The organism is Streptomyces tateyamensis (genome assembly GCF_003205575.1).
In the GTDB taxonomy this organism is placed as follows: Bacteria; Actinomycetota; Actinomycetes; order Streptomycetales; family Streptomycetaceae; genus Kitasatospora; species Kitasatospora tateyamensis.
The window spans coordinates 1-21,727 of record NZ_PYBW01000191.1; the positions used below are offsets into that span (position 1 = coordinate 1).

At 71.0% G+C, this 21,727-nt stretch carries 24 protein-coding genes and 1 pseudogene; 6 read left to right on the forward strand and 19 right to left on the reverse strand.

The annotated features are described in order from the left end of the window. Positions 1 to 111 precede the first annotated feature (111 nt). Positions 112 to 552 (reverse strand): integrase, encoded by a 441-nt coding sequence (locus C7C46_RS35515; RefSeq protein WP_220040736.1) that lies wholly within the window; start codon positions 550 to 552, stop codon positions 112 to 114. Positions 553 to 607: 55 nt separating this feature from the next. Continuing rightward, entirely contained in the window at positions 608 to 1,186 is a 579-nt protein-coding gene (locus C7C46_RS36995; RefSeq protein ID WP_110673421.1) for a hypothetical protein, read from the reverse strand. A gap of 157 nt (positions 1,187 to 1,343) precedes the next feature. Between C7C46_RS36995 and C7C46_RS31960 the strand changes: the two genes are divergently transcribed. Then, a complete protein-coding gene (locus C7C46_RS31960; RefSeq protein ID WP_110673422.1) occupies positions 1,344 to 1,730 on the forward strand; it encodes a hypothetical protein in 387 nt (128 codons plus the stop codon). 43 nt (positions 1,731 to 1,773) lie between these two features. Here the strand turns inward: C7C46_RS31960 and C7C46_RS31965 are convergent, their stop codons facing one another. The 7 genes from C7C46_RS31965 to C7C46_RS31990 form a co-directional block, all read right to left on the reverse strand. Then, on the reverse strand, positions 1,774 to 2,016 hold the full coding sequence (locus C7C46_RS31965) for a DUF2283 domain-containing protein (RefSeq protein ID WP_110673423.1): 243 nt from the start codon (positions 2,014 to 2,016) through the stop codon (positions 1,774 to 1,776). Between the two features lie 13 nt (positions 2,017 to 2,029). Then, positions 2,030 to 4,471, reverse strand: a complete 2,442-nt coding sequence (locus C7C46_RS31970) for a site-specific integrase (RefSeq protein ID WP_110673424.1) — start codon at positions 4,469 to 4,471, stop codon at positions 2,030 to 2,032. Then, positions 4,468 to 4,809, reverse strand: a complete 342-nt coding sequence (locus tag C7C46_RS31975; RefSeq protein ID WP_181442651.1) for a helix-turn-helix domain-containing protein — start codon at positions 4,807 to 4,809, stop codon at positions 4,468 to 4,470. Before C7C46_RS31975 ends, C7C46_RS31970 begins: the two co-directional genes overlap by 4 nt. Beyond that, positions 4,809 to 4,976: a hypothetical protein gene (locus tag C7C46_RS37620; RefSeq protein WP_342775461.1), complete on the reverse strand. Its 168-nt coding sequence runs from the start codon at positions 4,974 to 4,976 to the stop codon at positions 4,809 to 4,811. The genes C7C46_RS31975 and C7C46_RS37620 overlap by 1 nt, the downstream gene beginning before the upstream one ends. Then, positions 4,954 to 5,934 (reverse strand): tyrosine-type recombinase/integrase, encoded by a 981-nt coding sequence (locus C7C46_RS31980; RefSeq protein WP_245985267.1) that lies wholly within the window; start codon positions 5,932 to 5,934, stop codon positions 4,954 to 4,956. Before C7C46_RS31980 ends, C7C46_RS37620 begins: the two co-directional genes overlap by 23 nt. A 67-nt stretch (positions 5,935 to 6,001) precedes the next feature. Beyond that, positions 6,002 to 8,047, reverse strand: coding sequence for a site-specific integrase (locus C7C46_RS37000; RefSeq protein ID WP_245985269.1), 2,046 nt, complete (start codon positions 8,045 to 8,047; stop codon positions 6,002 to 6,004). Next, on the reverse strand, positions 8,044 to 8,382 hold the full coding sequence (locus tag C7C46_RS31990; RefSeq protein ID WP_110673426.1) for a tyrosine-type recombinase/integrase: 339 nt from the start codon (positions 8,380 to 8,382) through the stop codon (positions 8,044 to 8,046). Before C7C46_RS31990 ends, C7C46_RS37000 begins: the two co-directional genes overlap by 4 nt. Between C7C46_RS31990 and C7C46_RS37795 the strand changes: the two are divergent. After that, a pseudogene (locus C7C46_RS37795) lies at positions 8,355 to 8,432 on the forward strand (IS200/IS605 family transposase); the annotation flags it as partial. The gene C7C46_RS31990 and the pseudogene C7C46_RS37795 overlap by 28 nt on opposite strands. Positions 8,433 to 8,516: 84 nt before the next feature. Here C7C46_RS37795 and C7C46_RS32000 read toward each other — a convergent pair. The 5 genes from C7C46_RS32000 to C7C46_RS32020 all read right to left on the reverse strand — a co-directional run bounded on the left by C7C46_RS32000 (position 8,517) and on the right by C7C46_RS32020 (position 11,733). Next, positions 8,517 to 9,312, reverse strand: a protein-coding gene (locus C7C46_RS32000) for an IS5 family transposase (protein ID WP_425470157.1) whose coding sequence is annotated in 2 segments (ribosomal slippage) — positions 8,517 to 8,978 and positions 8,980 to 9,312 — 795 coding nt in all. Because the reading frame shifts where the segments join, the coding sequence is not laid out codon by codon here. A gap of 222 nt (positions 9,313 to 9,534) precedes the next feature. Beyond that, positions 9,535 to 10,029, reverse strand: coding sequence for a hypothetical protein (locus C7C46_RS32005; protein WP_110673428.1), 495 nt, complete (start codon positions 10,027 to 10,029; stop codon positions 9,535 to 9,537). 131 nt (positions 10,030 to 10,160) lie between these two features. Next, complete coding sequence (locus tag C7C46_RS32010; protein ID WP_110673429.1) at positions 10,161 to 10,556, reverse strand: nuclear transport factor 2 family protein; 396 nt, start codon at positions 10,554 to 10,556, stop codon at positions 10,161 to 10,163. A gap of 314 nt (positions 10,557 to 10,870) precedes the next feature. Next, positions 10,871 to 11,446 carry a hypothetical protein gene (locus C7C46_RS32015; RefSeq protein ID WP_110673430.1) on the reverse strand — a complete coding sequence of 192 codons (576 nt, stop codon included), beginning with the start codon at positions 11,444 to 11,446 and terminating at the stop codon, positions 10,871 to 10,873. A gap of 71 nt (positions 11,447 to 11,517) precedes the next feature. Further along, positions 11,518 to 11,733, reverse strand: a complete 216-nt coding sequence (locus C7C46_RS32020; RefSeq protein WP_110673431.1) for a hypothetical protein — start codon at positions 11,731 to 11,733, stop codon at positions 11,518 to 11,520. A 205-nt stretch (positions 11,734 to 11,938) separates the two neighbouring features. Here C7C46_RS32020 and C7C46_RS32025 point away from each other — a divergent pair, with 205 nt between their 5' ends. After that, positions 11,939 to 13,177 carry an FAD-dependent monooxygenase gene (locus C7C46_RS32025; RefSeq protein WP_245985270.1) on the forward strand — a complete coding sequence of 413 codons (1,239 nt, stop codon included), beginning with the start codon at positions 11,939 to 11,941 and terminating at the stop codon, positions 13,175 to 13,177. Positions 13,178 to 13,269: 92 nt separating this feature from the next. Here C7C46_RS32025 and C7C46_RS37495 read toward each other — a convergent pair whose 3' ends face one another. From C7C46_RS37495 to C7C46_RS32045, 4 genes are all read right to left on the reverse strand, one after another. Further along, positions 13,270 to 14,469 (reverse strand): FUSC family protein, encoded by a 1,200-nt coding sequence (locus C7C46_RS37495; RefSeq protein ID WP_110673433.1) that lies wholly within the window; start codon positions 14,467 to 14,469, stop codon positions 13,270 to 13,272. Positions 14,470 to 14,554: 85 nt separating this feature from the next. Beyond that, positions 14,555 to 14,800, reverse strand: coding sequence for a DUF6296 family protein (locus C7C46_RS32035; protein WP_110673434.1), 246 nt, complete (start codon positions 14,798 to 14,800; stop codon positions 14,555 to 14,557). 191 nt (positions 14,801 to 14,991) lie between these two features. Then, complete coding sequence (locus C7C46_RS32040; RefSeq protein WP_220040737.1) at positions 14,992 to 16,008, reverse strand: 2-dehydropantoate 2-reductase; 1,017 nt, start codon at positions 16,006 to 16,008, stop codon at positions 14,992 to 14,994. A gap of 38 nt (positions 16,009 to 16,046) precedes the next feature. Then, positions 16,047 to 16,865 carry a class II aldolase/adducin family protein gene (locus C7C46_RS32045; RefSeq protein WP_110673435.1) on the reverse strand — a complete coding sequence of 273 codons (819 nt, stop codon included), beginning with the start codon at positions 16,863 to 16,865 and terminating at the stop codon, positions 16,047 to 16,049. 144 nt (positions 16,866 to 17,009) lie between these two features. Between C7C46_RS32045 and C7C46_RS32050 the strand changes: the two genes are divergently transcribed. The 3 genes from C7C46_RS32050 (at position 17,010) to ligA (ending at position 21,000) form a co-directional block, all read left to right on the forward strand. Beyond that, entirely contained in the window at positions 17,010 to 17,678 is a 669-nt protein-coding gene (locus tag C7C46_RS32050) for a TetR/AcrR family transcriptional regulator (protein WP_110673436.1), read from the forward strand. A gap of 77 nt (positions 17,679 to 17,755) precedes the next feature. Further along, positions 17,756 to 18,877, forward strand: a complete 1,122-nt coding sequence (locus C7C46_RS32055) for a TIGR03364 family FAD-dependent oxidoreductase (protein WP_245985272.1) — start codon at positions 17,756 to 17,758, stop codon at positions 18,875 to 18,877. Positions 18,878 to 18,966: 89 nt separating this feature from the next. After that, positions 18,967 to 21,000: an NAD-dependent DNA ligase LigA gene (gene ligA, locus C7C46_RS32060; protein ID WP_110673437.1), complete on the forward strand. Its 2,034-nt coding sequence runs from the start codon at positions 18,967 to 18,969 to the stop codon at positions 20,998 to 21,000. A 52-nt stretch (positions 21,001 to 21,052) separates the two neighbouring features. On the opposite strand, the gene C7C46_RS32065 is transcribed toward ligA, so the two are convergent. After that, entirely contained in the window at positions 21,053 to 21,688 is a 636-nt protein-coding gene (locus C7C46_RS32065; RefSeq protein ID WP_110673438.1) for an NAD(P)-dependent oxidoreductase, read from the reverse strand. Positions 21,689 to 21,727 lie beyond the last annotated feature (39 nt).

Genomic DNA, 21,727 nt, shown 5'->3' on the forward strand with positions numbered 1-21,727 from the left:
AGTTCAGTGGGGGAACTTCAAGTTCCGGTTCGCTCATGTTCGCGATCATGCCGCACGCACCCATGAGAGGGCCTCCATTTTGTGCGCTGGAGATCCCGAACGTATCGGTGCTCAGTCCTCCGAATCGGCGCTGCTTCGTCCGGCGTCCCGGCGGATGTCGGGCATGCCGAGGTGGACGGTAGACGGCTGGGCTGCACGCTCGCGCATAGCCTCCAGCTTCTGCGCGGCGGCGGCCATGGTGGTCTCGATGGCGGCGACCTCGCCGAGCCAGCCCTGGTCCTTGGCCTCCTGGAGGCGGTCGACGAGGTTGGCGTGGATCTCCTGGAGGCGTGGCATCTGGGCCGGGTCGACGAGCAGTAGGGGACATCTGACACAGGCGTTTTCATGCTGGCACGGGGTCGCGTAGTCGCGGCCGCAGGTCCCCACGGCAACCTTGCGCAGTTCGAAGTGGGCCAGGAACTCGTCCCACTCGGTGGCGGTGAGCTCGCGGTACTCCTCGCTGGGCCGCTCGGTTCTGCGGCGGGCGATGAAGGCCCGGTGATGGGAGATCACGTCCTCCGGGTAGATCGCTAATGGTGGAGTCGGGTATTGGAACTGTCCGAATGCCTCAGCCATTGCGGATCCAGGCGATGAAGTCGTCTGCGAGTCCGGTGGGGTTGGCGTTCTCGGTCCGGCGGGCGATGCCTTCGTAGTACTCCAGCTCGTGGATGAGCACCGGCACGGGTCGACCGAGATGCCGTTCGATGAAGCCGGTTGCGTGGAGGCTTCGGACGAGCTGGCAGCATGCCTGGTTGAACCGGCCCTCGATCTCCGCAGCCAGCGCCCCGACGGAGCTCACCCAGTCGGCTCCGTCGACAGGCTCCTCGTACCAAAGTCCGAGCTCCCTGATCCACTCGTCGCGTGCGGCAGCGCCAGCAGGATCGCTGTTGCCGTCGCCGACCACAGTGAGTTCGTTCTGGAGCCAGAAGGCGTAGTTCCAGCGGGCTTCCGCCGGATCGCTGGCGTTGTGAAGAGTGCGGCTGACTTGAGCTTCCGTGTTGTAGCCGACGGTCAGGACGGGTCGGCGCGGGTCGTCGTCCTCGTTGTCGATGAAGAAGGAGAGCGCATAGACGTCGGGCGCCTCAGCGGCTGGGATGGCGGAGATGGCCTCCACTGCCAGGCATTCCAGGTGATCGGTGAACGTCATGAGAGATCAAGTTCCTTTCTGCAATGGGTGGTTGGGATTGACCGTTACTGAAGGAGGAGCCGGACAAGTAGGCCGCGGCCGCCGTGGCGGCTGCCTCCGCGCGTGAGCGCCAGGCCCTCGTGTCGACTCACCGGAGGCGTGGGACAGACTCTGGGCCATGTCGAACAACCCCGAGAACACCCGTGCCGAGGGCCTGACCGCTGAACAGTTCACGGCACCGCTCCTGAAGAACATGCCGAGGTTGGCCGGAGACCTCAGCCACGAGGGCATCCAGGGGTTGGGCAACCCGCTGCCGATGCTCGTGGTCAACGACGGCGACGAGCTCCTGGAACTGATCCTCGAACCGTCCGGGCAGGACTACTGGCTGAAGCCGAAGGAATCGTTCATGGTCACGTCCTACGGGGACTGGCCTGACTACCCCTTTGAGGCGATTCATGAGCCGGGGCGCATCGTGGTCTGGGTGGTGTCCTGCTTCGCCACGGTGACCTTCCGGAATGGAAACGAGGTTCCCGGCGGGTATCAGCGCCCGGCAGGCGCCTATTGAGCTCGCCCTCGCGGCCATCGGCCAGCTCTCCTGCTCCACCGGTTCATTCGCCTTCGGTGTCCAGGCGCTCAGCTGAGATGAGTAGGTACTCGGGCAGCTTGGTGCTGGCTGCCAGTACTTCGATGCCGATGAGGCGTCCATGCTCGTCGAAGTCGAGGTTGATCATGCCGCCGACGTCGACCGGATCACAGGGATACATGTGCGAGGAATAGGTGCGGACCTGCGGATCGGTGAGATACACGTACGCTGCGTTCACAGTCTTGTCGTAGGTGACTCTGACGTTCATGCCAGTTCCCTTGCTATCGAGGTGCAGGTGAGGTGCGGGGTGAGAGCGCGGCGGTTGATCGTCGGCTGACGTCGGCAGCGTAGGCGGCCCAGTCGCCGGCGGACGCCTTCTGCCACTGGACGGCGACTTGGATGTGGATGCCGAGCATGCGGGCCAGGATCGCGGCCGGGACTTCCTCGGCGAGGGCGAACAGGGCCGTGGACCGGGCTTGACCTGGTTGGATTCCGACGGCGATCAGCCGAAGGCCCAGCCGGTCGGCACTGACGTGTTGGCCTGGGCGTTGACCTGGAAACAGCCAGGGCGTCTGATCGGCGTGTCCGATCACTGTGTAGGGGCGGCGTGTTGCGATCAGGTCCAGGACCAGTGCGGCGAGCGGTTCGGGCAGGACGGTCGGAGAAGTTCCCAGCTGGATCGAAACCCGGCCGTTTGCTTCTGCGACCTGATCAACGGTGAGGCTGCTGATCATGCTGAGCCGTTGGGCGTAGAAGAGCAGGAGTAGTCCGGCGACCCGGTCGGCCGTAGTCAGTGTGGTGTCGTGGAGGAGCCTGCGGGCGTCATCCCACCGGCCTTCGGAGTCGTGGGGGCCGACCGGGCCCTTCCACCGTTCGGCGCCGAAAGTCAGCCCTTTGACCAGCCGGTTCTTGGTCGCCCAGCGAATGAAGTGGCCGGTCTGGTCCCGGTAGCTGAGGTCCTCGCCTGCCTTCCACTGGTCCAGGTCGGGCTGGGTGCAGCTGGCGAGGGTCAGACCTCTGCCGGTCAGCCAGTCCAGGAAGTTGGCGGCGGCGGTGATGTGGCTGCGGACGTTGGCCATCTGCAGGTGGGTGGCGTGGCCAGTGCCGAGGCGACCGCGCAGGCGTCGGAGGTGGTGCCAGACCGCGTAGCGGTGCAGCATCGCTCGTTCTTCGTGATCGTCACGGGATGCGACGGTCCGGGAGGTCCAGCGTTCGAGTTTCACCAGGCGCTCGTCGCGGTCGGGCAGCATGCCTCCGGCGACGAGAACGGCTCGCAGATGGTCGAGGGTCTTGCCGGCCGTGAGCTCGTCGAGGACGTCGTGGGTCACCGCGCGTTGGTCGGATGCGATCTCCTTCATCAGCCCGGCGACGACCGGGCGCGACAGCCAGGCGACTGCGGTGACCGGCCGGTCGATGCTGGTGAGTGCGGCGTGCAGCGGGGCCAGTTCCCGGCGAACGGACCCGTCGGGGCCGGCGAACACCTCGTCGGCGCGTTGGGTGAGAGTGCAGCGGTGGCAGGGCCGGTGCGCGCTGGTCTGCCAGGTTGTTTTGCAGATCGGGCAGCGTTCCCAGAAGTCCGGGTCGGGGTTGAGGCACCTTGCGCACAGCGGTGCCTTGCGTGTGCCGCCGCGGATCGAGGCCACGGTGTGGCAGCCGCTGCAGCGGGCCCACCAGGACTGGCACCGCTCGCACCACGGTTCGCCGGTGGCGGCGGAGATCTCGCAGGGCGTCAATCGCCCACAGATCGCGCAGGTCGCGGCGGTGCGAGGTCGGCAGCGCTCGCACCAGGGGCCGTCCGCGGTGCGGGCTGCGACGCGCCGTCGGCGCCCGCAGCCGCGACAGTCTTCGAGGTTGATCGGATCGCTGCTGAGGCAGTTCGGACACAGCGGGCGGCCCTCGGCATCGCGGGTCGCCGGTTCGCGGACCGATCCGCAGCCCGCGCAGGGCACCGCCCGGTGGTGCGCGAAGCAGGTGCGGCAGACCCGCTGCCCGTCCAGCAGCTTGGACAGCGCCACCGTCCGACTGCAGCGCGGGCACGACGGTCGCGCGATGTTGCGCGCGCCCGCCGCGAGGAGTTCGTCGATGAAACGCAGGACCGCCGGGGTGGGGGCGTCGCTGCCCGCGCCGGTCAGCAGGGAGGGCTGGTTCACGATCGCCCAGGCCAGCCGACGCTGCCCGGCCGGGCGGGCCGTTGCCCGGCCCAGTGCGGCCATGACGTCGGTCGCCTCGAAGCCCGGGGAGATCACGGCGACGGCTTCCGCCAGCAGCGCCGTCGGGTCGCCCTGGTCGTCGGGGCATTGGTCGCAGCGAGGCTGGCCGTGACGGTCGCGGGTGGAGACTCGCCGCTGGTCACCGCAGGCGGCGCAGGTCTGGGCTGTATCGCGGCATGGCGAGCAGAGCAGGTATCCCCGTCGGCTGATCATGTAGGTCAGCGTTCGCCCGCACTCACCGCACCGCGGAGCGGCTATCGAGGTCGCGCCGGCCTCCCGCAGCCCTCGCAGGAGTTGTCCCACCGACCATGCGACCGGCGGCCCGCCGGTCGTCAGCACCTGCGGGCAGTCCGAGAGGAGCTGGGCCAGCCGGCGGCGCTTCGCGCGCCCTCCGGCGACACCGACGACGACCTCGTGGATCCGGGCAGCGTCCAGACCGTGTTCGACCGTCGCGACCAGCCGCACGATCAGGCCCACCGGATCCGCCAGGGCCTCGTCGACGGTGTCGGTCACTGGTCCACCGGGGCAATCCTGGCCCGCTTGGGCCGCAGGTCGCCGATGCTCTCGGCGGCTGTCCCGCCCGCCGCGGCCCTCTTGGACCTCTGTGCGGCGCCGGCGGCGGCGATGGGTTCGATCAGGTCGTCCATCGTGCAGTCCAGGATGTCCAGCAGGGCCATCAGGATCTTCAGGCTCAGGCGCTCGGGGCGCTCGACGACGAGGCGGTAGACCTGGCTGGAGGACAGGTTGATGCCGCGTTGGGCCAGCGGCGGCAACAGGTCCGTGGTGGAGAACATGCCGTGATCCGCCATCAGGTGACGCAGGTGCCAGCGGTAGTCGAGCTTGGCGGCCATCATCGGTCCTTCCCGGTCGGCGCCTCGTCGAACGCCGGGTTGAGTGCGTTGCTCAGAGCAGTGTTCATGAAGTCGTCGCTGACGTGGGTGTATACGGCCGTCGAGCTGTCGCACTCGTGTCCGACTTGCTGCTGGATAAAACGCCTATCTATACCATTTTCGGTCAAATGTGTGACATATGAGTGCCTTGTGTCTGAGAGAATGGGGAACCAGAGCTTTAGGGAGCTTGAGGGCGTCGCGGTAGGCGACGAACCGGGCGTTGATCTCCGAGGGCTTGACCCGGCCGCCGCGTTCGGTCACCCACAGTGCCGGGTGCTCCTCGCAGCCGAACCGCGGGCGGACGTTCTCCACGTAGTCCCGGGCCGCGTCCACCGCCCAGTCCATGACCGACAGCACGTTCCGACGCCGCGGCGGCTGACCTCTCTTCGCTTTGCCGTAACGCACGTTGAGCGTGCCGTACCGGCCGAACTGACGCGCCTTCGGATTACGGCCGAAGTCAACGAGGTCCAGCTTCGAGGTCTCCGTGCGCCGCAGGCCCCAGCCGTAGACGACCTTGAAGAGAGTCGCGTCCCGGTAGGCGGCCAGCGCGCCCTTGCGCTTGGACCGCACCGCGCGGTCGACCTGGTCGTCGGCGTAGTCCAGGAACCGCTGCAACTCCTCGCGGGTGAACGGCCGGGCCTCGGGGTCGCCCTCGTAGTCGTTGAGGTGGGCGATGGTGTTCCACTCGTGGCAGATCGCCACCGGGTGGGTGCCGAAGGCGTCCTCGCAGGCGGTCGCCCAGCCGTAGCGACCGTCGATCAGGAACTCGGTGAACTGCCGCACCTCGCCCTGGTAGCTGCGGATCGTGGACGGCGCCAGGTGCCTCTCGCCCGTCAGCGTGGCCGACCACTCGTCCATGTGGCCCGGCAGCCACTGCCACGGGTACTCGTTGGTGAACTCGTGGAAGCGCCGGATCAGTCGTTCGCGGGCGACGATCGTGTCCTCCTTCAGGCCCCGGGACATCTGCTGGGCCCTCCATCCGCGCAGCATCGCCGCGACCATCGCGTCCTCCGGACGCAGCTGGATCACCCCGGAGACAAGCTCCAGCTGAGCCGCTCCGGCCAGGGCCGCCGTTCGCTGTTGCACCACGCAGACCATCCCTTCTAGAGGGCAGATCTTGCATCAGATGGGATGAACGTGGCAAACTGCCTGATCAGGAGGCCAGTTCGTAGTAGCCTTCGAGAGCATCGGGGCGTCGCCGTGAGCTGGCGACCTGGAGGTTCTCGCCCGTCTGATGCAATTCCCGAGGGTTGGCATAGCCCATGGTGGTGTCCAAGGCGGCGTGTCCGCAGATCCTCGCGGCGATGTGCGGGGGCAGTCCGGAGCGGATGGCGTCGGTCACGAAGATCCTTCTGAAGTCGTGGGGGCGCCATTCGAGCGGGTCGCCGGCCACGGTGATCTGGGCGGACTGCGAGGTCGCGACCAGGCATTCGCGGATGTAGCTGCGGGTCAGCGGCCGGTCCTCGGTGCCGTATCGGCGTTGGAACAGGAACGGCATGGGCGGGCTCCAGGTCTGTTCGAACACGTCGTAGGCCGACACCAGCGGCAGGGCGGCGTTCCCGGCCCGGACCCGGAAGATGACCGCGGTCAGCACCTCCGCCAGTTCCGGGGAGACCAGCAGCAGGCGCTCCGCATCGGTCTTGGACGGGGCGACCTGCAGCATCGGCACCACCTCGCCGGTGATGGGCAGGGTGTAGGCGATGAAGCTGTGGTGGGTGAGTTCCAGCATCTCCTCGATCCGGATGCCGGTGTGCCGCAGCACCTCCACCGTGGCCCAGGACCAGAACGCCGCCTCCTCCTCGTGGGTCAGGTTCCGCCGCCTGCCGGCGGCCACCTCGGTGACGTAGACGCGGCGCGCCTGCCCGGACCCGCAGCGTTCGAACTCCTCCCCGGCAACGAGGAACCGTCCACCGGCCGGCACCGCGCGAGCCGCAGTGATGCGGGCCTCGGCGTCCTTGCGCTGGCGGTCGACGGCGCGAAGCAGGGCGGGCAGCAGCGGCAGCTGAGTCCTGGTCCGCTGGTCCATCCGGGACTTCACCCCGGACCTGGACTTCTTCGTCGCGCACTCGTTCGCCTTGATCGGACACGGCGCCACCCAGGGCGCCCACCGAGCCGGATCGTCGGCGGCCCAGCGGGCGATGTCCTGGTAGAACGCCCGGACGAAGACCAGCTCGCTGCGGAAGTTCACCCTTGGCCGCACCGGGTGGCCCTGGGCGTCGCGGATGAAGGCCAGGCGTTCCTTCCACGCCTGCGCGACCTCAGGTGTCAGCCGCAGCGAGTCGATGCCGGGATGGTGGATCTCCAGGTCGCGCCAGAACAACCGGCACAGGTTGCGGGCGATGGAACGCAGCGAGACGTGGTCGAGCTCGGGAGCCCGCTCGGTGAAGTACTCGACCAGCAGGTCACGGACGGCCCGGCATTCAATGCCGTACGCATCGACGATCTGCTCGACGCTGCGGCGGCCCTCGATGCGAAGCGCCCGCAGCCGCAGCGGTGCGCTGGCCGGGAGCACGCCGGTCTCCTTGAGCAGGGCGTAGAACAGCGGCCGGCCCGCGCTGCCCCGGAAGTGGTGTTCCTCCAGAGCGGCAGTCAGCTCGATGCAGCCGCCGACGGTGATGTCGCTGACCAGGCCGCCCTTTCGGATCACGATCCAGGTGAGCTTGTTCAGGGCGTCGGACCTCGCTGTGGCTGTCGCATGCTGAGCCAGCTGTTCGAGCCGCTGGAAGGCATCGGGGTCGCTGGCGGCCCGGGACTCGGCGAGCATCACCGTCACGCGCTGCCGCAGCAACCACGGGTAGCTGGGGCGGATCGCCTGCCCGGCGACCAAGAGCACCAGTCCCGTGGCCAGTTCATCGCGCCAGTGGCTCTTGGGCGTGCCGCGTGCCTGCAGGGGCAGATCGGTCCACTCGAAGCCGGCGTCGTCCGCCCCGCTGGCCATCCAGCGATCCTGCCAGGTCTCTCCGGGCTGGCCTTCGAGCCAGTCCAGCAGCTTCCCCAGGCCCCGTCGCCGGGTCTTGTCGCGGGTCAGGCGCGCACCGGGGTCGGTGAACAATCCCAGCAGCCGCTCGACCAGGCTCTCCCGGCTCTGTCGGGTCTGCCACCAGCTCGCTTCGCCGACTCGCGGTTCCCACTCCAGCGCTTTGTCTACCTCAGGTGACTCGACGGTCCTGGCAACGTCGACGTTCGCGGTCGGGTTCACCGGCTTTCGCCGCCCGCAGCCGAGGTACCGAACAGCGCTGCCAGCACCTCGGGGCGGTAACCCGGCGCCGGCGGGGCCGGCGGCTTGGCCTGCTCAGCGCGCCGTCGCTCATGGTGGGCCAGGACGTGGGCGACGACCTCATCGGGCGTGGGAGCGATGTAAATTTCCGTGGTGGTGATGTGCGCATGCCCCATGACCCACTGCACGTCGGCGAGGGTCAGGTTCGGATCGCGGACCATCCTCTTGGCCGCGCTGTGCCGCAGGTCGTGCGTGCGCCGTGAGGCGCTGTGGTTCGAGTGGAGGTGAGTACTTCGCGGGGTCCTGCGGCGGCGCACCGCTGAGCATCGTCAAGGAGTACATCGAGAACCAGCAGCGGCCCGTCTGACCGTCACCCCGGAGCCGCAGAGCACTCCGCCGCTTCGCGGCTCCGGGTCAAGGATCGCATTCCCGCCCGGCCTAAGAGGTCATCTCATTTGGCGATTCTCCGCAGGCAGATGACTGCTGCGGCGATGCTGGCGAACGCGGCGAAGTGCTCGCCCTTGCGTTCGTAGCGGCGGTGGAGTCGGCGGAACCCGCTGAGCCAGGCGACGGTGCGTTCGATCACCCATCGATGTCGGCCCAGGCGCTGGGAGGAGTCGACGCCTCGGCGGGCAATGCGCGCTGGGATCTGGCGTCGTCGCAGGTAGGCGCGGATGAACCGGTGGTCGTAGGCCTTGTCGCCGTGGAGCTTGCCAGGCCTGCGTCGCCTTGGGCCGCGGCGCGATCGGATGGGCGGGATGGCGTCGGTCAGCGGGATCAGGGCCTGGCTGTCGTGGACGTTGGCACCGGATATCGCGAGCGACAGGGGTAAACCGGTGCGTTCGGTAAGCAGGTGGATCTTCGACCCGTACTTGCCCCGATCGACAGGATTCGGACTGTCAGGTCCCCCTTTTCAGGGCTCGCATGTTCACGGAGTCAACCGCGCGGCGGGACCAGTCCAGTTCGCCCCTCGCGCCGAGTTCGTCCAAGACGACCCGGTGGAGCTTGGCCCACACCCTGGCCTTGCTCCACTCGGCGAACCGCCGATGGGCAGTCGGCCCGGACGGACCGAAGCAGGGCGGCAGTTGAGGCCATGTACACCCGGAGGTCGCCACGAAGACGATCGCCGCCAACACCTCGCGGTCCCCGTAGCGGCGCCGGCCACCGCCCTGCGGACGCGTCGGCGCCGCCGGCACCACCAACTGGAACAGCTCCCAGAACTCGTCCGGCACCAGACGCTCCACGATCAGCACGCCCAGAGTCTAGCCATCCAAATGAGATGACTTCTAAGAGCCAGCCGGCCGACAGCTGCCCAACGAAAGGCCTTGGCCCTCATGGTTCCGCCCGTCTTCGTCGTAATCCCGTTGTGCGCGAAGATCCGCGCACTTGGTGGTGGCGGGAGGGGTCTGCTCGCCTGCCACGGCCAAGCACCGCCCTCGGCTCGCTCCGACGCCCGAGGACGACCCGCCTCACCCGGCCGTCAGCCGGCGGTGCGTGGTCCGGACGATCTCGTGCCAGAACGGTGCGGCCGACAGGTAGCCGCCGAGCGCGGCGAGCACGCCCAATGAGACGTCGACGCTCACCCGGCCCTGCTTGGCCCAGTAGACGTCCTGCAGGTCCAGCAGCAGCGCGAACTCGTCGGTGATCAGGGCTGTGCCCGCGCCGTAGACGGCGGCCACCGCCGGGTGGCCGACCGCCTGCTCGTCCCCGCGTACGGCCACCAAACCGGCCCCGGCCAGCGCGGCGATGCCGATGTTGTAGTGGTGCAGGTGTTTGCCGCCGGCCGAGACGTTGCCCCAGGGCAGCCAGCCACCCTTGATCCCGTGCGTGATGAACCGTACCGCCCCGAAGGTGGAGCCGAACGCCGCCCACATCACCACCAGTGACCGCTTAGTGGGCGTCAGGTGCTGGTCCGCGGCCCGCCGCCACTCCTCCAGGAGCTGCGTGGGGGTTGCTACTGCCATGCCACCGACCTCCGACCGCCGTTCGGACCCTCACCGCCGACGCTAACCGAAGTTCCGTCCAACCACCCGGCGGGCGTCGCAAGATCCCGGGGTGCCGCTGGCCCCGGCGGCCGCCGATGGGCCTCGTGTGGTCAGGCCCAGAACTCGTCGACTGCCGCGATGTCCTCGACGCACTCATCGAGGTCGGTGATCTTCTCGCCGACGATGCGGAACATGATGCCGCCCGTCATGTCGACCCTCCTGCCGGCCCGCTCAGCAGTGAACCGGTGCACGGACATCACGTGCCCACGGCCGTCGACGAACAGGTGCTCCAGCTCGACCCGGAAGGTCCCGTTCGTCTCGGCGGCCAGTTGGCCGTAGTAGCCGAGCACGGCCTCCACGCCCTTGAAGTCGCCGGACATCGGGCTGCTGCCCGGGACGTGCTGGGTGCAGTCCGCAGTCATTATGCTCCGCAGGGCCACTGTGTCGCCCCGAGAGAACGCGTCGTACCCCTTACGAACCAGCGCGGCGTGTGGGTGTTCAGCCATGGCTCTTCGCCACCTTCCAGCACAAGCAGGATGCGGCTGATACCTCCAGCCTGTCACTGGGCGAGGAGGCGGTCTACCCAGAGGCGGTCAGGTGGAGCTGACCGGCCTGGCGTCCGTCAAAGCGGAGCAAGAACAGATGGGTCGACAGGACCGAGTGACACGCCGTACCGAAGCCGGGCCGAGGTGGCGCCGGGCCTTCTGCCACTCGTTGACGTACTGCGAGAACCGGATCCTGCTGTGCTTCTTGAGGGGCACGGCCGAGGCCGCCGGTTCGATCCGGCGCCCCGCGCCCTCCTGGCGGGTGGTGTCGGCGGTCAGTGGATCTGCTGGATGCTGGCGCCGGTGAGCACGCCGTTGGTGACGGTGTAGGTGCCCTGGAAGACTTTGACGGTGCCGTCGGTCTGGGTCGCGTAGAGGACGGCTTGGACCTGGCTGGAGTTGAACTGGCTCACGGTGCCGAGACTGATCGACGCAGTGGTGGCGAACCCGGCCACGTACTGGGCGTAGCTGGAGCCGGCGATGTTGGACCCGCCCAGTGCCCAGGCGGCGGCGTAGTCGTGGTTGGTGATGTCCTGGTAGTACTGCTGCACCACGGCGGCGGCGTTGGTCAACTGCGGGCCCGAGCGGGTCACTGTCGCGGGCGCGCTGGGGGTCGGGGTCGGGGTCACGGTGACCACCGGCGGCGGGGTGGCGGTGACGGTGTTCGGGGTGACCGTGACGGTCGGCGTCGGCGTCGGGCTGGCGGTGACCGTCACGGTGGCACTCGGTGCGGCGGCGCTGCTGCTGCTCGCTGCGCCGGTGGTGGACTTTCCGCTGCTGCCGCAGGCCGCGACCACCAGTAAGGCGGTGGCCAGCAGGCCGGTGGCGAGAGCGGTGCGGATTCTGCGCATGGGAAACCCCCGGGCCGAACAGGCGAGGGGACCGACCACCGCTCTTCCAGGCTAGTGCGACCTGCGGTTGATCACTGGCCGAGCAGGTGCTGGAAGTCGGTGGCCACGGTGGTGACCTTGGTCAGGTCGCCGAGGTCGGTGATCGCGCCGACCGGGATGGAGTAGGTGTGCTCCTGCTTGGACGGGACGGGGTACTCCTGGGCAGCGGCGGCGAAGGCGGGGGCGGCGGTCAGGGCGGTGGCGGCCAGCAGCAGGGTGGTGACGGTCAGTCGGGTGGCGGTGCGCATCGCGGGACTCCTCGGGATAGGGGGCTGAACGGGCAACGCGAAGGGTGCGGCCGAGGTCACGCAGGAACGCCCGTCCGCACTAATGCACTAGTGCGCCGATGCAGGTCGGGGGAACCCCTAGGAGGTGAGAACTGCGCTATCAGGGCCGTCCCCTAGGGGGAAGTCAGGGTTGCTGCACTAGCTGCGTACGCCGTACATTCGAGGCATGGAGAAGAACACGCAGGCAAAGCAGCCGATGCAGTCGAAGAACACCGATGTCCTGGTCTCGGGTGGCGGCATCGCCGGCCCGGCCCTGGCCCACTGGCTCACCCGGGCGGGCTACACCGTCACCGTCGTCGAGCGGGCCCCCGCGCCGCGCCCCGGTGGGCAGACCGTGGACCTGCGCGGGGCCGGACGCACCGTCATCTCCGAGATGGGTCTGATGGACCGGGCCAGGGAGCTCGCCGTCGACCAGCGCGGCCTGATGCTGGTCGACGCCGAGGGGAAGGCGGCCGCCACCATGGCCGCCGACGCATTCGGCGGCGAGGGCATCGTCTCGGAGATCGAGATCCTCCGCGGCGACCTGGCCGAGCTGCTGTACCGCGCCACCGCCGACCAGGTGGAGTACCTGTTCGACGACACCGTGACCGCCCTGGAGCAGGACGAGGACGGGGTCTCGGTCCGTTTCGAGAAGGCCGCCCCGCGCCGGTTCGCCCTGGTGTTCGGGGCGGACGGGACGCACTCGGCGGTCCGCTCGCTCGCCTTCGGCCCCGAGGCCCGGTACCTGCAGCCGCTGGACCTCTACACCGCCTGGTTCACCGTGCAGGAGGACTTCGCGCTGGACGGCTGGTTCCAGATGTACAACGCGCCCGGCGGGCTGGTCGCCTCGGCCCGCCCGGGCCGGCTGCCCGGCGAGACCAAGGTCGGGCTGAGCTTCCGCTCGGTGCCGCTGGCCTACGACCGGCGCGACACCGCCGCCCAGCGCGAGCTGGTCGAGCGCCGGTTCGCCGGGGAGACGGGCTGGCAGGTGCCGCGGATCCTGCGCGCGATGCACGGGTCGGACGACTTCTTCCTGGACTCGATGGGCCAGGTCAAGCTGGACCGCGCCTCGCGCGGCCGGGTCGCCCTGGTCGGGGACGCGGCGCACTGCCCGACCCCGCTCACCGGCCTGGGCACCAGCCTGGCCCTGGTCGGCGGCTACGTGCTGGCCGGGGAGCTGGCGGCGGCCGGCGGCAACCACCAGGCGGCGTTCCACCGCTACGACGAGGTGATGGCGCCCTATGTGAAGCAGGCCCAGGAGCTGCCGCCGGGCGGGGTCAACGGGTACGCCCCCGACCGGGCCCTGGCGATCCGGATGCGGGCCGCCTCGATGCGCGCGATGGGGCGCTGGCCGATGCGGCAGATCCTGGCCAAGCAGTTCGCCAAGGCCGGCAACATCGCCCTGCCGGAGTACGCGCTCGCGTGAGGGGGCGATCCGACAGACCAGCGCGAGCCGAAGGGCCGCCTGCGCCCGGGCTGGCCGACCGGCTGCCTGCGCCGGCTCGAGCCGACGGGCCGTCAGCGCCGGCTCCTGGCGCGGCGCAGGCGGTGGAGCAGCGGGCGCTGGGCGAGGCGCACCCGGTGGTGGCGGTCGAACTGCTCGGCCAGCCAGTGGGAGCGCCGTTCCACGTCCAGTTCGTCCAGGAGCCGGCCCACGTTCGCCAGCAGTGCACCGTGCAGCTCCCAGCGGGCCGGTTCCGCGGCGGAGCGGCTGAGCAGCAGCTCGGAGACCTCCGCCTGCTCCCGCCGCCCCGCCGCCAGCGAGCGGCTCAGCTCCGCCTCGGCCAGCTCGGCGTTGGCCGCCACCTGTGCGGTGACCAGGCGGCCGAAGCCGTCCACCGCGTGCGCCAGGTGACCGAACAGCAGGTTCAGCCGCCCGGCCTCCTCGCCCGTGTAGGGGGTGACCCCGCCCCGGTCCCGGGCCAGGTCGGTGAGCGAGCGGCAGAGCGTGCGCAGCACCACCGCGCACACCTCCAGGGTGTCCAGCCCGCTGCGCATCACCAGCCGGGTCAGCTCGCCCTGGCGCACCCGGGGGTGCAGTCGCAGGCTCTCCTCGGCCCGGGACAGCTCGGCGTCCACCGCCGCGATCTCCCGGTCCAGCGCCCTGGCCTCGCCGAGCCAGCGTTCGGTGAGGGGCAGTTCGGGCCGTTCCTGGGTGCCGATGTCGATCAGCAGCCGGGACATCCGGGCCGCCAGCTCCTCGATCGCCTCGCCGGCCGGCTGCACGTACACCGGCGGCGGTACCACCAGGTTGAGCAGCACCCCGACGGCCGCGCCGATCAGCGTCTCGGCCACCCGGTCCCAGGCGGTGTCGGCGGCGTGCGCCACACCGAGCACCAGCATCCCGCTGATCGCCACCTCGGGTACGAACTCGTCCACCCGCAGCAGGTGCCCGAGCACCAGGGATACCAGGATCAGCAGGCCCAGGCTCCACCAGCTCAGTCCGGCCAGTTCCGTGAAGCCGAGCGCGATCAGCACCCCGGCCACCACGCTGACCACTCGGCGGGCCCCGGAGGTGAGGGTGGCGTACAGGGTCACCTGCACCACCAGCAGCGCGGTCAGCGGTGCCAGCAGCGGTGCGGGGCTGTTGGTGAGCGCGAGTGCGGCGACGTAGGCCAGGACGGAGGCGACGGTCGCCCGGGCGGTCTGCACCACCAGGGGCTCGCGGCGTCGGCGGACCAGGTTGACCACGCTGTCGGGCACGGAAGCAGCAGGCATGTTCCAGGCATCCCCAGGAAGCGGCGGCGTCGAAGCGGGGCCGTGCGGGTGAGCTGCACCGCGGAGCTGCGGCCCCGACGGAGCGTCAGGGCAGCGGCACCGCGTGCAGGCACTGGGCCTGGGCACCGTCGGCCGCCTCCAGCAGCTGGGCCGAGCCGAGCTCGTCGACGGTGACCCGGAAGTCGCCCTCCTCGTCGGCGTACACCGGGAGGCCGGCCGCCCGGGCGGAGGTCCAGTGGACCACCACCACCCTGGCCGGCGCGTGGCTGCCGACCGGTCCGGGCAGCGACACCGCGTAGCGCTGGATCACGTCAACCTCGAGCCCGTTCACCTGGACCGACCTCCTCGCGGGTGCTACCGACGGATGCGGGCAAACCCGGCTGACCCGGTGGCCCACCGGGTCCCAACGGTTCGCCTGCCCACTCCGGCCAGGTTCAATCGCGTGGGAAACCCCTGCCCGTCCCGCGACCCCGGTCCGCACCGGTCACCCCGGTCCGCACCGGTCACCCCGGTCCGCACCCGTCACCCCAGCTCGGCCCGCAGCTCCGGCCCGCTCCACGGCCGCGCGGCCCCCGCCCCGGCCCGCTCCGCCTGGTGCACCAGCTCCACCAGCCGGGCGCAGGCCGGTGCCCGCAGCCCGTGCCGCTCGGCCAGCGCCACCACCTCGCCCTGCAGCGAGTCCACCTCGGTGGGCCGCCCGCGCTGGAGGTCCTCCCACATCGAGGAGCGGGCCTTGGCGTCGATCCGCAGCGCCGCCCCGGCCAGGCGGCGGAAGAGCGGGTCCGGCAGCCCGAGCAGCAGCGGCATCCGGGCCGGTGGCACCGCGCCCAACTGCACGGGCCTGATCCCGGCGGCCCGGAACGCGGCGAGCGCCTCGCGCTGGCAGCGGGCCAGGCAGACCCGGTAGGCCCGCCGGCCCAGCTGCTCGCGCAGCGGGAGGTCGGAGAGCGCGTTGATCGCGTTGTTGAGGTTCATCACCAGCTTGGCGGCCTGCACCCCGGGCATGTCGGGGTGCGCGGCCACCCGCAGGCCGGTGCCCGCGGCCGCGGCCAGGAAGCCGGCCGCGTCCGGCGCGTCCGCCAGCAGCACCCGCCCGCCGCTGCCCTGGTGGAAGGCGGCCGGGCCGGTGCGGACCACGTTGTACGGGACCATGCCGGCCAGCACCGGATGGTCCGGCAGCGCGGCCCGCAGCAGCGCGGGGTTGTGCAGCCCGTTCTGGAAGCTGATCACCACGGTGCCGGGGGACAGGTGCGGGGCCAGCTGCGCGGCCGCGGCCGCGGTGTCGGTGGACTTCACGGTGACCAGCACGTAGTCGGCGCCGGCCGCCGCCTCGGCGCCGGTGGCCAGGGTGAGGCGATGGGTGACGCGCCGTGCCTCACCCGGCCCGGTCAGGGTCAGCCCGTCCGCCTCGATCGCGGCCATCGCGCCGGGCCGGCCGATCAGCACCACCTCGGCGGTGTCGGCGAGCAGGCCGCCCAGGTGGCAGCCGATGCTGCCGGCGCCGAGGACGGCTATCCGCGGTCTGGCGGGAGTGGGCACGGGCGGGCTCCTCAGCAGGGGTGGTGGTCGGCCGGGGTTCAGTCGAACAGGTCGGGGTCCGAGGCGGTGATCTGGTCCCAGAGCGGGCGGGCCTGGAACCAGCCTGCCAGGTGGGTGCCGAGCTGGGCCCGGGTGGTCAGCGCGGTCTCCCGGTCGATCAGCTTGGGGGTGCCGGCGGCCATCGCCAACAGCTGGGCCTGGCAGGAGCGCTCCATGGTGACGAACCACCAGACCGCCTCGGCCACCGACCGGCCGACCGTCAGCAGCCCGTGGTTCTGCAGGATCACCGCCTTGCAGTCGCCGAGCGCGGTGGCGATCCGCTTGCCCTCCTCGGTCTCGTTGACCACGCCGCGGTAGTCGCTGTAGAGCGCGTGGTCCTCGAAGAAGGCGCAGGCGTCCTGGGTGATCGGGTCGAGCAGGATGCCCAGGCTGGAGAAGGACTTGCCGTACAGCGAGTGCGAGTGCGCGGCGGCGACGGCGTCCGGGCGGGCGGCGTGCACCTGGGAGTGGATGACGAAGGCGGCCTTGTTGACCAGCCGGTTGCCGTGCAGCAGGTTGCCCTCGTGGTCGACCAGGATCAGGTCGGAGGCCTTGATCTGGCTGAAGGCCATGCCGAACGGGTTGACCCAGAACCAGTTCGGGTTCTCCGGGTCGCGCACCGTGATGTGGCCGGCCACCCCCTCGGCGAAGCCGAACCTGCCGAACAGCCGGAAACCCGCCGCCAACTGCTCCTTGCGGTACTGGCGTTCGGCCTCGACGCTGGTGAAGCTGGGCGGCATCGGGATCTCGACCTGGCTGGGGCCGGTGCCGACGGCGGCGGCCAGCAGTGCGGCATCGGGGGTGGGTTCCGTGGCCATGGCGGGCTCCTCGGGGGTGCGCGGCGGTGCGGACAGCCGAGAAGATACACGCGTGTATCCGATACGTCGATGTATCCGTTCGGATCGCTCGCGGTACAGTGGCCCGCGTCCGCCCGCCCCCACCCGCGAGCACCAGGAGCAGCGATGCCGAAGGGTGTCACCAGCCGCCGTCCGCGGACCAGGGCCGCGCTGCTGGCGGCCGCGCTGGAGGCCTTCGCCGCGTACGGGTTCCACGCCGCCACCATCGAGCAGGTCTGCGAGCGGGCCGGCTTCACCCGGGGGGCCTTCTACTCCAACTTCGCCAGCAAGGAGGAGCTCTTCCTGGCGCTGTTCGACCAGCACAGCGAGCGGGTGCTGGCCGGGCTGGCGGAGCGGATCGCGGCGCTGCCCGCGGGCGAGGTGACGCTGCGTTCGCTGGTGGCGATCCTGGCCGAGATCGAGCCGGCCGAGCGTGACTGGTACCTGGTCACCACCGAGTTCACCCTGCACGCGATCCGCGACCCGCAGGCCGCCTGGGTGCTGGCCCAGCACGACGCCCGGCTGCGCAGCACGCTGGCCGAGGGGCTGACCGACTACCTGGCCCGGGCGGGGCGTCGGCTGACCGTGCCGGTCGAGGAGCTGGCCCGCCTGCTGGTGGCGATCCGCGAGGGCGGCCTGGCGCAGAGCTACGTGGAACCGGCCGAACTGCCGCCCGGTCAGCTGGAACGCCGCTTCCTGGAGCCGCTGCTGACCGCGGTCAGCGCCCCCGACAGCGCCCCCGACAGCGCGCCGGACCCCCGGACGGACCAGCGGAGTTCACTCGAAGTTCACTGACAGTCCGTCCGTGACCCACCCTGGTGATCATATCTTTCCCGCGATAAGTTGTTCATACAACTCGCGAATGGAGAGTCGTGATCGACACGCTGGGCTCCGCCGATGTGGTGATCATCGGTGCAGGGATCGTCGGCCTCGCGCACGCCTACGAGGCAGTGGAGCGCGGCCTGTCGGTGGCGGTGGTGGAACGCGGCGACCGGGCCACCGGCGCCTCGGTGCGCAACTTCGGCCACGCCTGCGCGACCGCGCAGGCCGACGACGCGCTGCGCTACGGGCTCGAGGCCCGCGGGCGCTGGCTCGAACTGGCCGACGCGGCCGGCTTCTGGGCCCGCCGCACCGGCACGGTGATGGTCGCCCGGGCCGAGGACGAGCTGGCCGTGCTGCGCGAGTTCGCCGAGCTGCGCGGGCCTGACCAGGTCCGGCTGCTCGACCGTTCCGAGCTGGGGCAGCGGGTCCCGGTCGGCCCGGACGCCATCGGCGGGGCGTTCCTGCCCGAGGACCTGCGGGTGGACCAGCGCGCCGCCGTCGAGGCCATCGCCCGCTACCTGGCCGGGCGCGGGGTCGTCTTCCACTGGACCACCAACGCCTTCGCCGTCGAGTCGGGCCTGGTGCGCACCACCCGCGGCGCGCTGCGGGCCGGACACGTGGTGCTGGCCACCGGGCACGACGTGGACCGGCACTTCCCCGAGCTGGCCGAGCGCTTCCAGGTGAAGCGGTGCGTGCTGCGGATGCTGCGGGTGGACGACCCGCACGGCCGCGAGATCGAGCCGGCCGTGCAGACCGGCTTCTCGCTGCTGCGCTACAGCGGCTTCGAGGCCTGCCCGAGCCTGTCGGCGGTCCGCGAGCGGCTGACCCGCGAGAAGCCGGAGCTGATCGGCATCGGCCTCAACCTGATGTACACCCAGCGCCCCGACGGCACCCTGACCATCGGCGACACCCACACCTACGACACCACCCCGGCCCCCTTCGACCAGGAGGCGTACGACGAGGCGGTGCTGCGCGAGACGGCCGGCCTGCTCGGCGTGGGGCAGCTGACGGTCCGTGAGCGCTGGCGCGGGGTCTACGGCTCGGGCGTCAACCCGTTCCTGATCGAGGCGCCGGCCGAGCGGGTCCGGGTGGTCGCGGTCACCTCCGGGATCGGCATGACCACCGCCCTGGGCCTGGCTCCCGAGGTGCTGGACGGGCTGCTCGCGGAGTGACCCGCCTTCGGCGCGCCGGGCCCCGCGAGGGGAGGGCCCGGCGCGCCCCAGGACCGGTCCGGCGCGATGTCAGTGCTGGTGGAGAGGATATGGGCATGAAGGACGCAGCCGTTCCGGCCTCTCCCGACGCCTATGCCGATGCCGTCGCCACCGCCGTGCAGGCGGCCGCGGCCTACTACGCCGACGGCAGCACCCCGCTCGGTGACGACGAGTACGACGCCCTGGTGCGCGCCATCGAGGCGTACGAGGGCGCCCACCCGGAGCAGGTGCTGCCCGACTCGCCGACCGGCAAGGTGGCCGGCGGCGCCGCCGTCGGCGACGTGCCGCACTCGGTCCCGATGCTCTCGCTGGACAACGTCTTCTCCGCCGAGGAGCTGGCCGCCTGGGCCGAGGGCCTGGAGCGCCGGCTCGGCCGCCCGGTGGCCGCCTGGTGCGTCGAGCCCAAGCTGGACGGCCTGGCGGTGGCCGCCCGCTACCGGGCCGGCCGGCTGGAGCAGCTGCTCACCCGGGGCGACGGCCTGGCCGGCGAGGACATCAGCCACGCCGCCGACGCGGTGCTCGGCCTGCCCGCCGTGCTCGCCGAGCCGGTCGACCTGGAGCTGCGCGGCGAGGTGCTGCTGACCCAGCGCCAGTTCGAGCACGCCAATGCGGTGCGCACCGAGCACGGCGCCACCCCCTTCGCCCACCCGCGCAGCGGCGCCGCCGGCACGCTGCGGGCCAAGGACCGCCCGTACCGGATCGAGCTGACCTTCTTCGCCTACGGCGCCGTCGGCCTGGCGGAGCTGGACCACCTGGCGCTGCTGGAGCGGCTGGCCGAGCTCGGTGTCCACACCGCCGCCGGCACACCCGCGCACCCGGTGCGCTGCACCACCGTCGAGGAGGTGCAGCAGCGGGTGGCGCAGATCGCCGAGCTGCGCGAGCAGTTGGAGTTCGGCATCGACGGCGTGGTGGTCAAGGCCGACGCGGCCGCCGACCAACAGCAGGCCGGCGCCGGCTCCCGGGCGCCGCGCTGGGCCGTGGCCCGCAAGCTGGCCGCCCAGCACAAGGTGACCAGGCTGCTCGCGGTCGAGTGGAACGTCGGGCGGACCGGCATCATCGCCCCGCGCGCCGTGCTGGAGCCGGTGGTGATCGACGGGGTCACCGTCACCTACGCCACCCTGCACAACCCGGCCGACATCACCAGGCGCGGCCTGCTGCTGGGCGACCAGGTCTTCGTCTACCGGGCGGGGGACGTGATCCCGCGGGTCGAGGCGCCGGTGGAGTCCGAGCGTACCGGCGCCGAGACGCCGATCGAGTTCCCGCAGGTCTGCCCGCGCTGCGGGGACGCGATCGACACCTCCGAGCAGCGCTGGCGGTGCGTGCGTGGGCGCGGCTGCCAGGCGGTGGCCTCGATCCGGTACGCGGTCGGGCGCGACCAGCTGGACATCGAGGGCCTGGGCGGCACCCGCGCCGTCCAGCTGGTCGAGGCCGGCCTGGTGGCCGACGTGGCCGACCTGTTCACGCTGACCAGGGAGCAACTGCTGGCCCTGGACCGGATGGGCGAGACCAGCACCGACAACCTGCTGGCCGCGATCGAGACCGCCCGCTCGGCCCCGCTGAACCGGGTGTTCTGCGCGCTCGGGGTCCGGGGCACCGGCCGCACCATGTCGCGCCGGATCGCGGCGCACTTCGGCAGCATGGCCGCGATCCGGGCGGCCGACGAGCAGGCGCTGGCCGGGGTGCCCGGGATCGGCGCCGAGAAGGCCAAGATGGTGGTCGCCGAGCTGGCCGCGCTCGGTCCGGTGCTCGACAAGCTGATCGCCCAGCAGGTCGGCACCGCGGTGACCGAGCCGGTGCTCCCGGCCGGCGCCGCCGAGCCCGGGGCGGCGGCCGGACCGCTGGCGGGCGAGGCGGTGGTGGTCACCGGGGCGATGACCGGCGCGCTGGCCGAGCTGTCCCGCACCGAGATGAACGAGCTGATCGAGCGGGCCGGCGGCAAGGCCTCCTCCGCGGTCTCCAAGAAGACCACCCTGGTGGTGGCGGGGGAGAAGGCCGGCAGCAAGCGCACCAAGGCCGAGGAGCTGGGGGTGCGGATCCTGGCGCCCGAGGAGTTCGCCGCGCTGGTCGCCGACCTGCTGGGCTGACGGGCGTTCAGGAGCGCCGGCCTGCCGGTGCGTAGCCGGGGTCGACGGCGCGTCAGCTGCTGACGCCGACCGCGTGCGCATAGGTGGCCGGGTCGGTGACGAAGTCCAGCATCGCCCGGGCCACGTCGGCCCGGGCGATCCTGAAGCCGCCCGGGCTGGCCTCGACCGCGTGCCGGTAGTGCCCGGTGCCGGGCTTGTCCGTGAGCTTGGGCGGGCGGACCAGGGTGTAGTCCAGGCCGCTGGCCCGCAGGGCGCGCTCCATCTCCTCCAGGTCCAGGTAGACCTCGCGCAGGATCGCCCAGAGCAGCGGAGCGGCGATCAGCCGGGTGGGCAGTGAATCACCGGTGCCGGCCCGGTTGAGCGGGGCGGCGCTGACCACCAGGATCCGTCGCACCCCGGCGTCGGCCATGGCCCGGATCGCGGCCCGGGCCGAGGTGGAGGCGGGCTTGACCGGGTCGTGGCGGCCGGCCTGGCCGATCCCGGAGAGCACGGCCCCGCTGCCGGCCACGGCCTCGGCGAGCGAGTCGGGGTCGAGGGCGTTGCCGCGGACCACGGTCAGCCGGTCGTGGCCGATCGGGAGCCGGGCCGGGTCGCGGACCACCGCGGTCACCTGGTGGCCGTCGGCCAGGGCGTGTGAGACGAGCTGCTTGCCGATGCCGCCGGTGGCACCGAGGACGGTCAGCTTCATGATCGCTCCCCGAGTTGGAGGTGAGTGAGTATTCACTCA

Excerpts from the sequence above, each read along its gene's own strand:
- C7C46_RS31975 (WP_181442651.1), bottom strand. The coding sequence starts at position 4,809 with ATGGCCGCCAAGCTCGACTACCGCTGGCACCTGCGTCACCTGATGGCG.
- C7C46_RS32010 (WP_110673429.1), bottom strand. The coding sequence starts at position 10,556 with ATGGCTGAACACCCACACGCCGCGCTGGTTCGTAAGGGGTACGACGCG.
- C7C46_RS32045 (WP_110673435.1), bottom strand. The coding sequence starts at position 16,865 with ATGGCCACGGAACCCACCCCCGATGCCGCACTGCTGGCCGCCGCCGTC.
- C7C46_RS31960 (WP_110673422.1), top strand. The coding sequence starts at position 1,344 with ATGTCGAACAACCCCGAGAACACCCGTGCCGAGGGCCTGACCGCTGAA.
- C7C46_RS32020 (WP_110673431.1), bottom strand. The coding sequence starts at position 11,733 with ATGCGCACCGCCACCCGACTGACCGTCACCACCCTGCTGCTGGCCGCC.
- C7C46_RS32025 (WP_245985270.1), top strand. The coding sequence starts at position 11,939 with ATGGAGAAGAACACGCAGGCAAAGCAGCCGATGCAGTCGAAGAACACC.
- C7C46_RS32015 (WP_110673430.1), bottom strand. The coding sequence starts at position 11,446 with ATGCGCAGAATCCGCACCGCTCTCGCCACCGGCCTGCTGGCCACCGCC.
- C7C46_RS36995 (WP_110673421.1), bottom strand. The coding sequence starts at position 1,186 with ATGACGTTCACCGATCACCTGGAATGCCTGGCAGTGGAGGCCATCTCC.
- C7C46_RS31965 (WP_110673423.1), bottom strand. The coding sequence starts at position 2,016 with ATGAACGTCAGAGTCACCTACGACAAGACTGTGAACGCAGCGTACGTG.
- C7C46_RS32050 (WP_110673436.1), top strand. The coding sequence starts at position 17,010 with ATGCCGAAGGGTGTCACCAGCCGCCGTCCGCGGACCAGGGCCGCGCTG.
- C7C46_RS37495 (WP_110673433.1), bottom strand. The coding sequence starts at position 14,469 with ATGCCTGCTGCTTCCGTGCCCGACAGCGTGGTCAACCTGGTCCGCCGA.
- C7C46_RS32065 (WP_110673438.1), bottom strand. The coding sequence starts at position 21,688 with ATGAAGCTGACCGTCCTCGGTGCCACCGGCGGCATCGGCAAGCAGCTC.
- ligA (WP_110673437.1), top strand. The coding sequence starts at position 18,967 with ATGGGCATGAAGGACGCAGCCGTTCCGGCCTCTCCCGACGCCTATGCC.
- C7C46_RS32005 (WP_110673428.1), bottom strand. The coding sequence starts at position 10,029 with ATGGCAGTAGCAACCCCCACGCAGCTCCTGGAGGAGTGGCGGCGGGCC.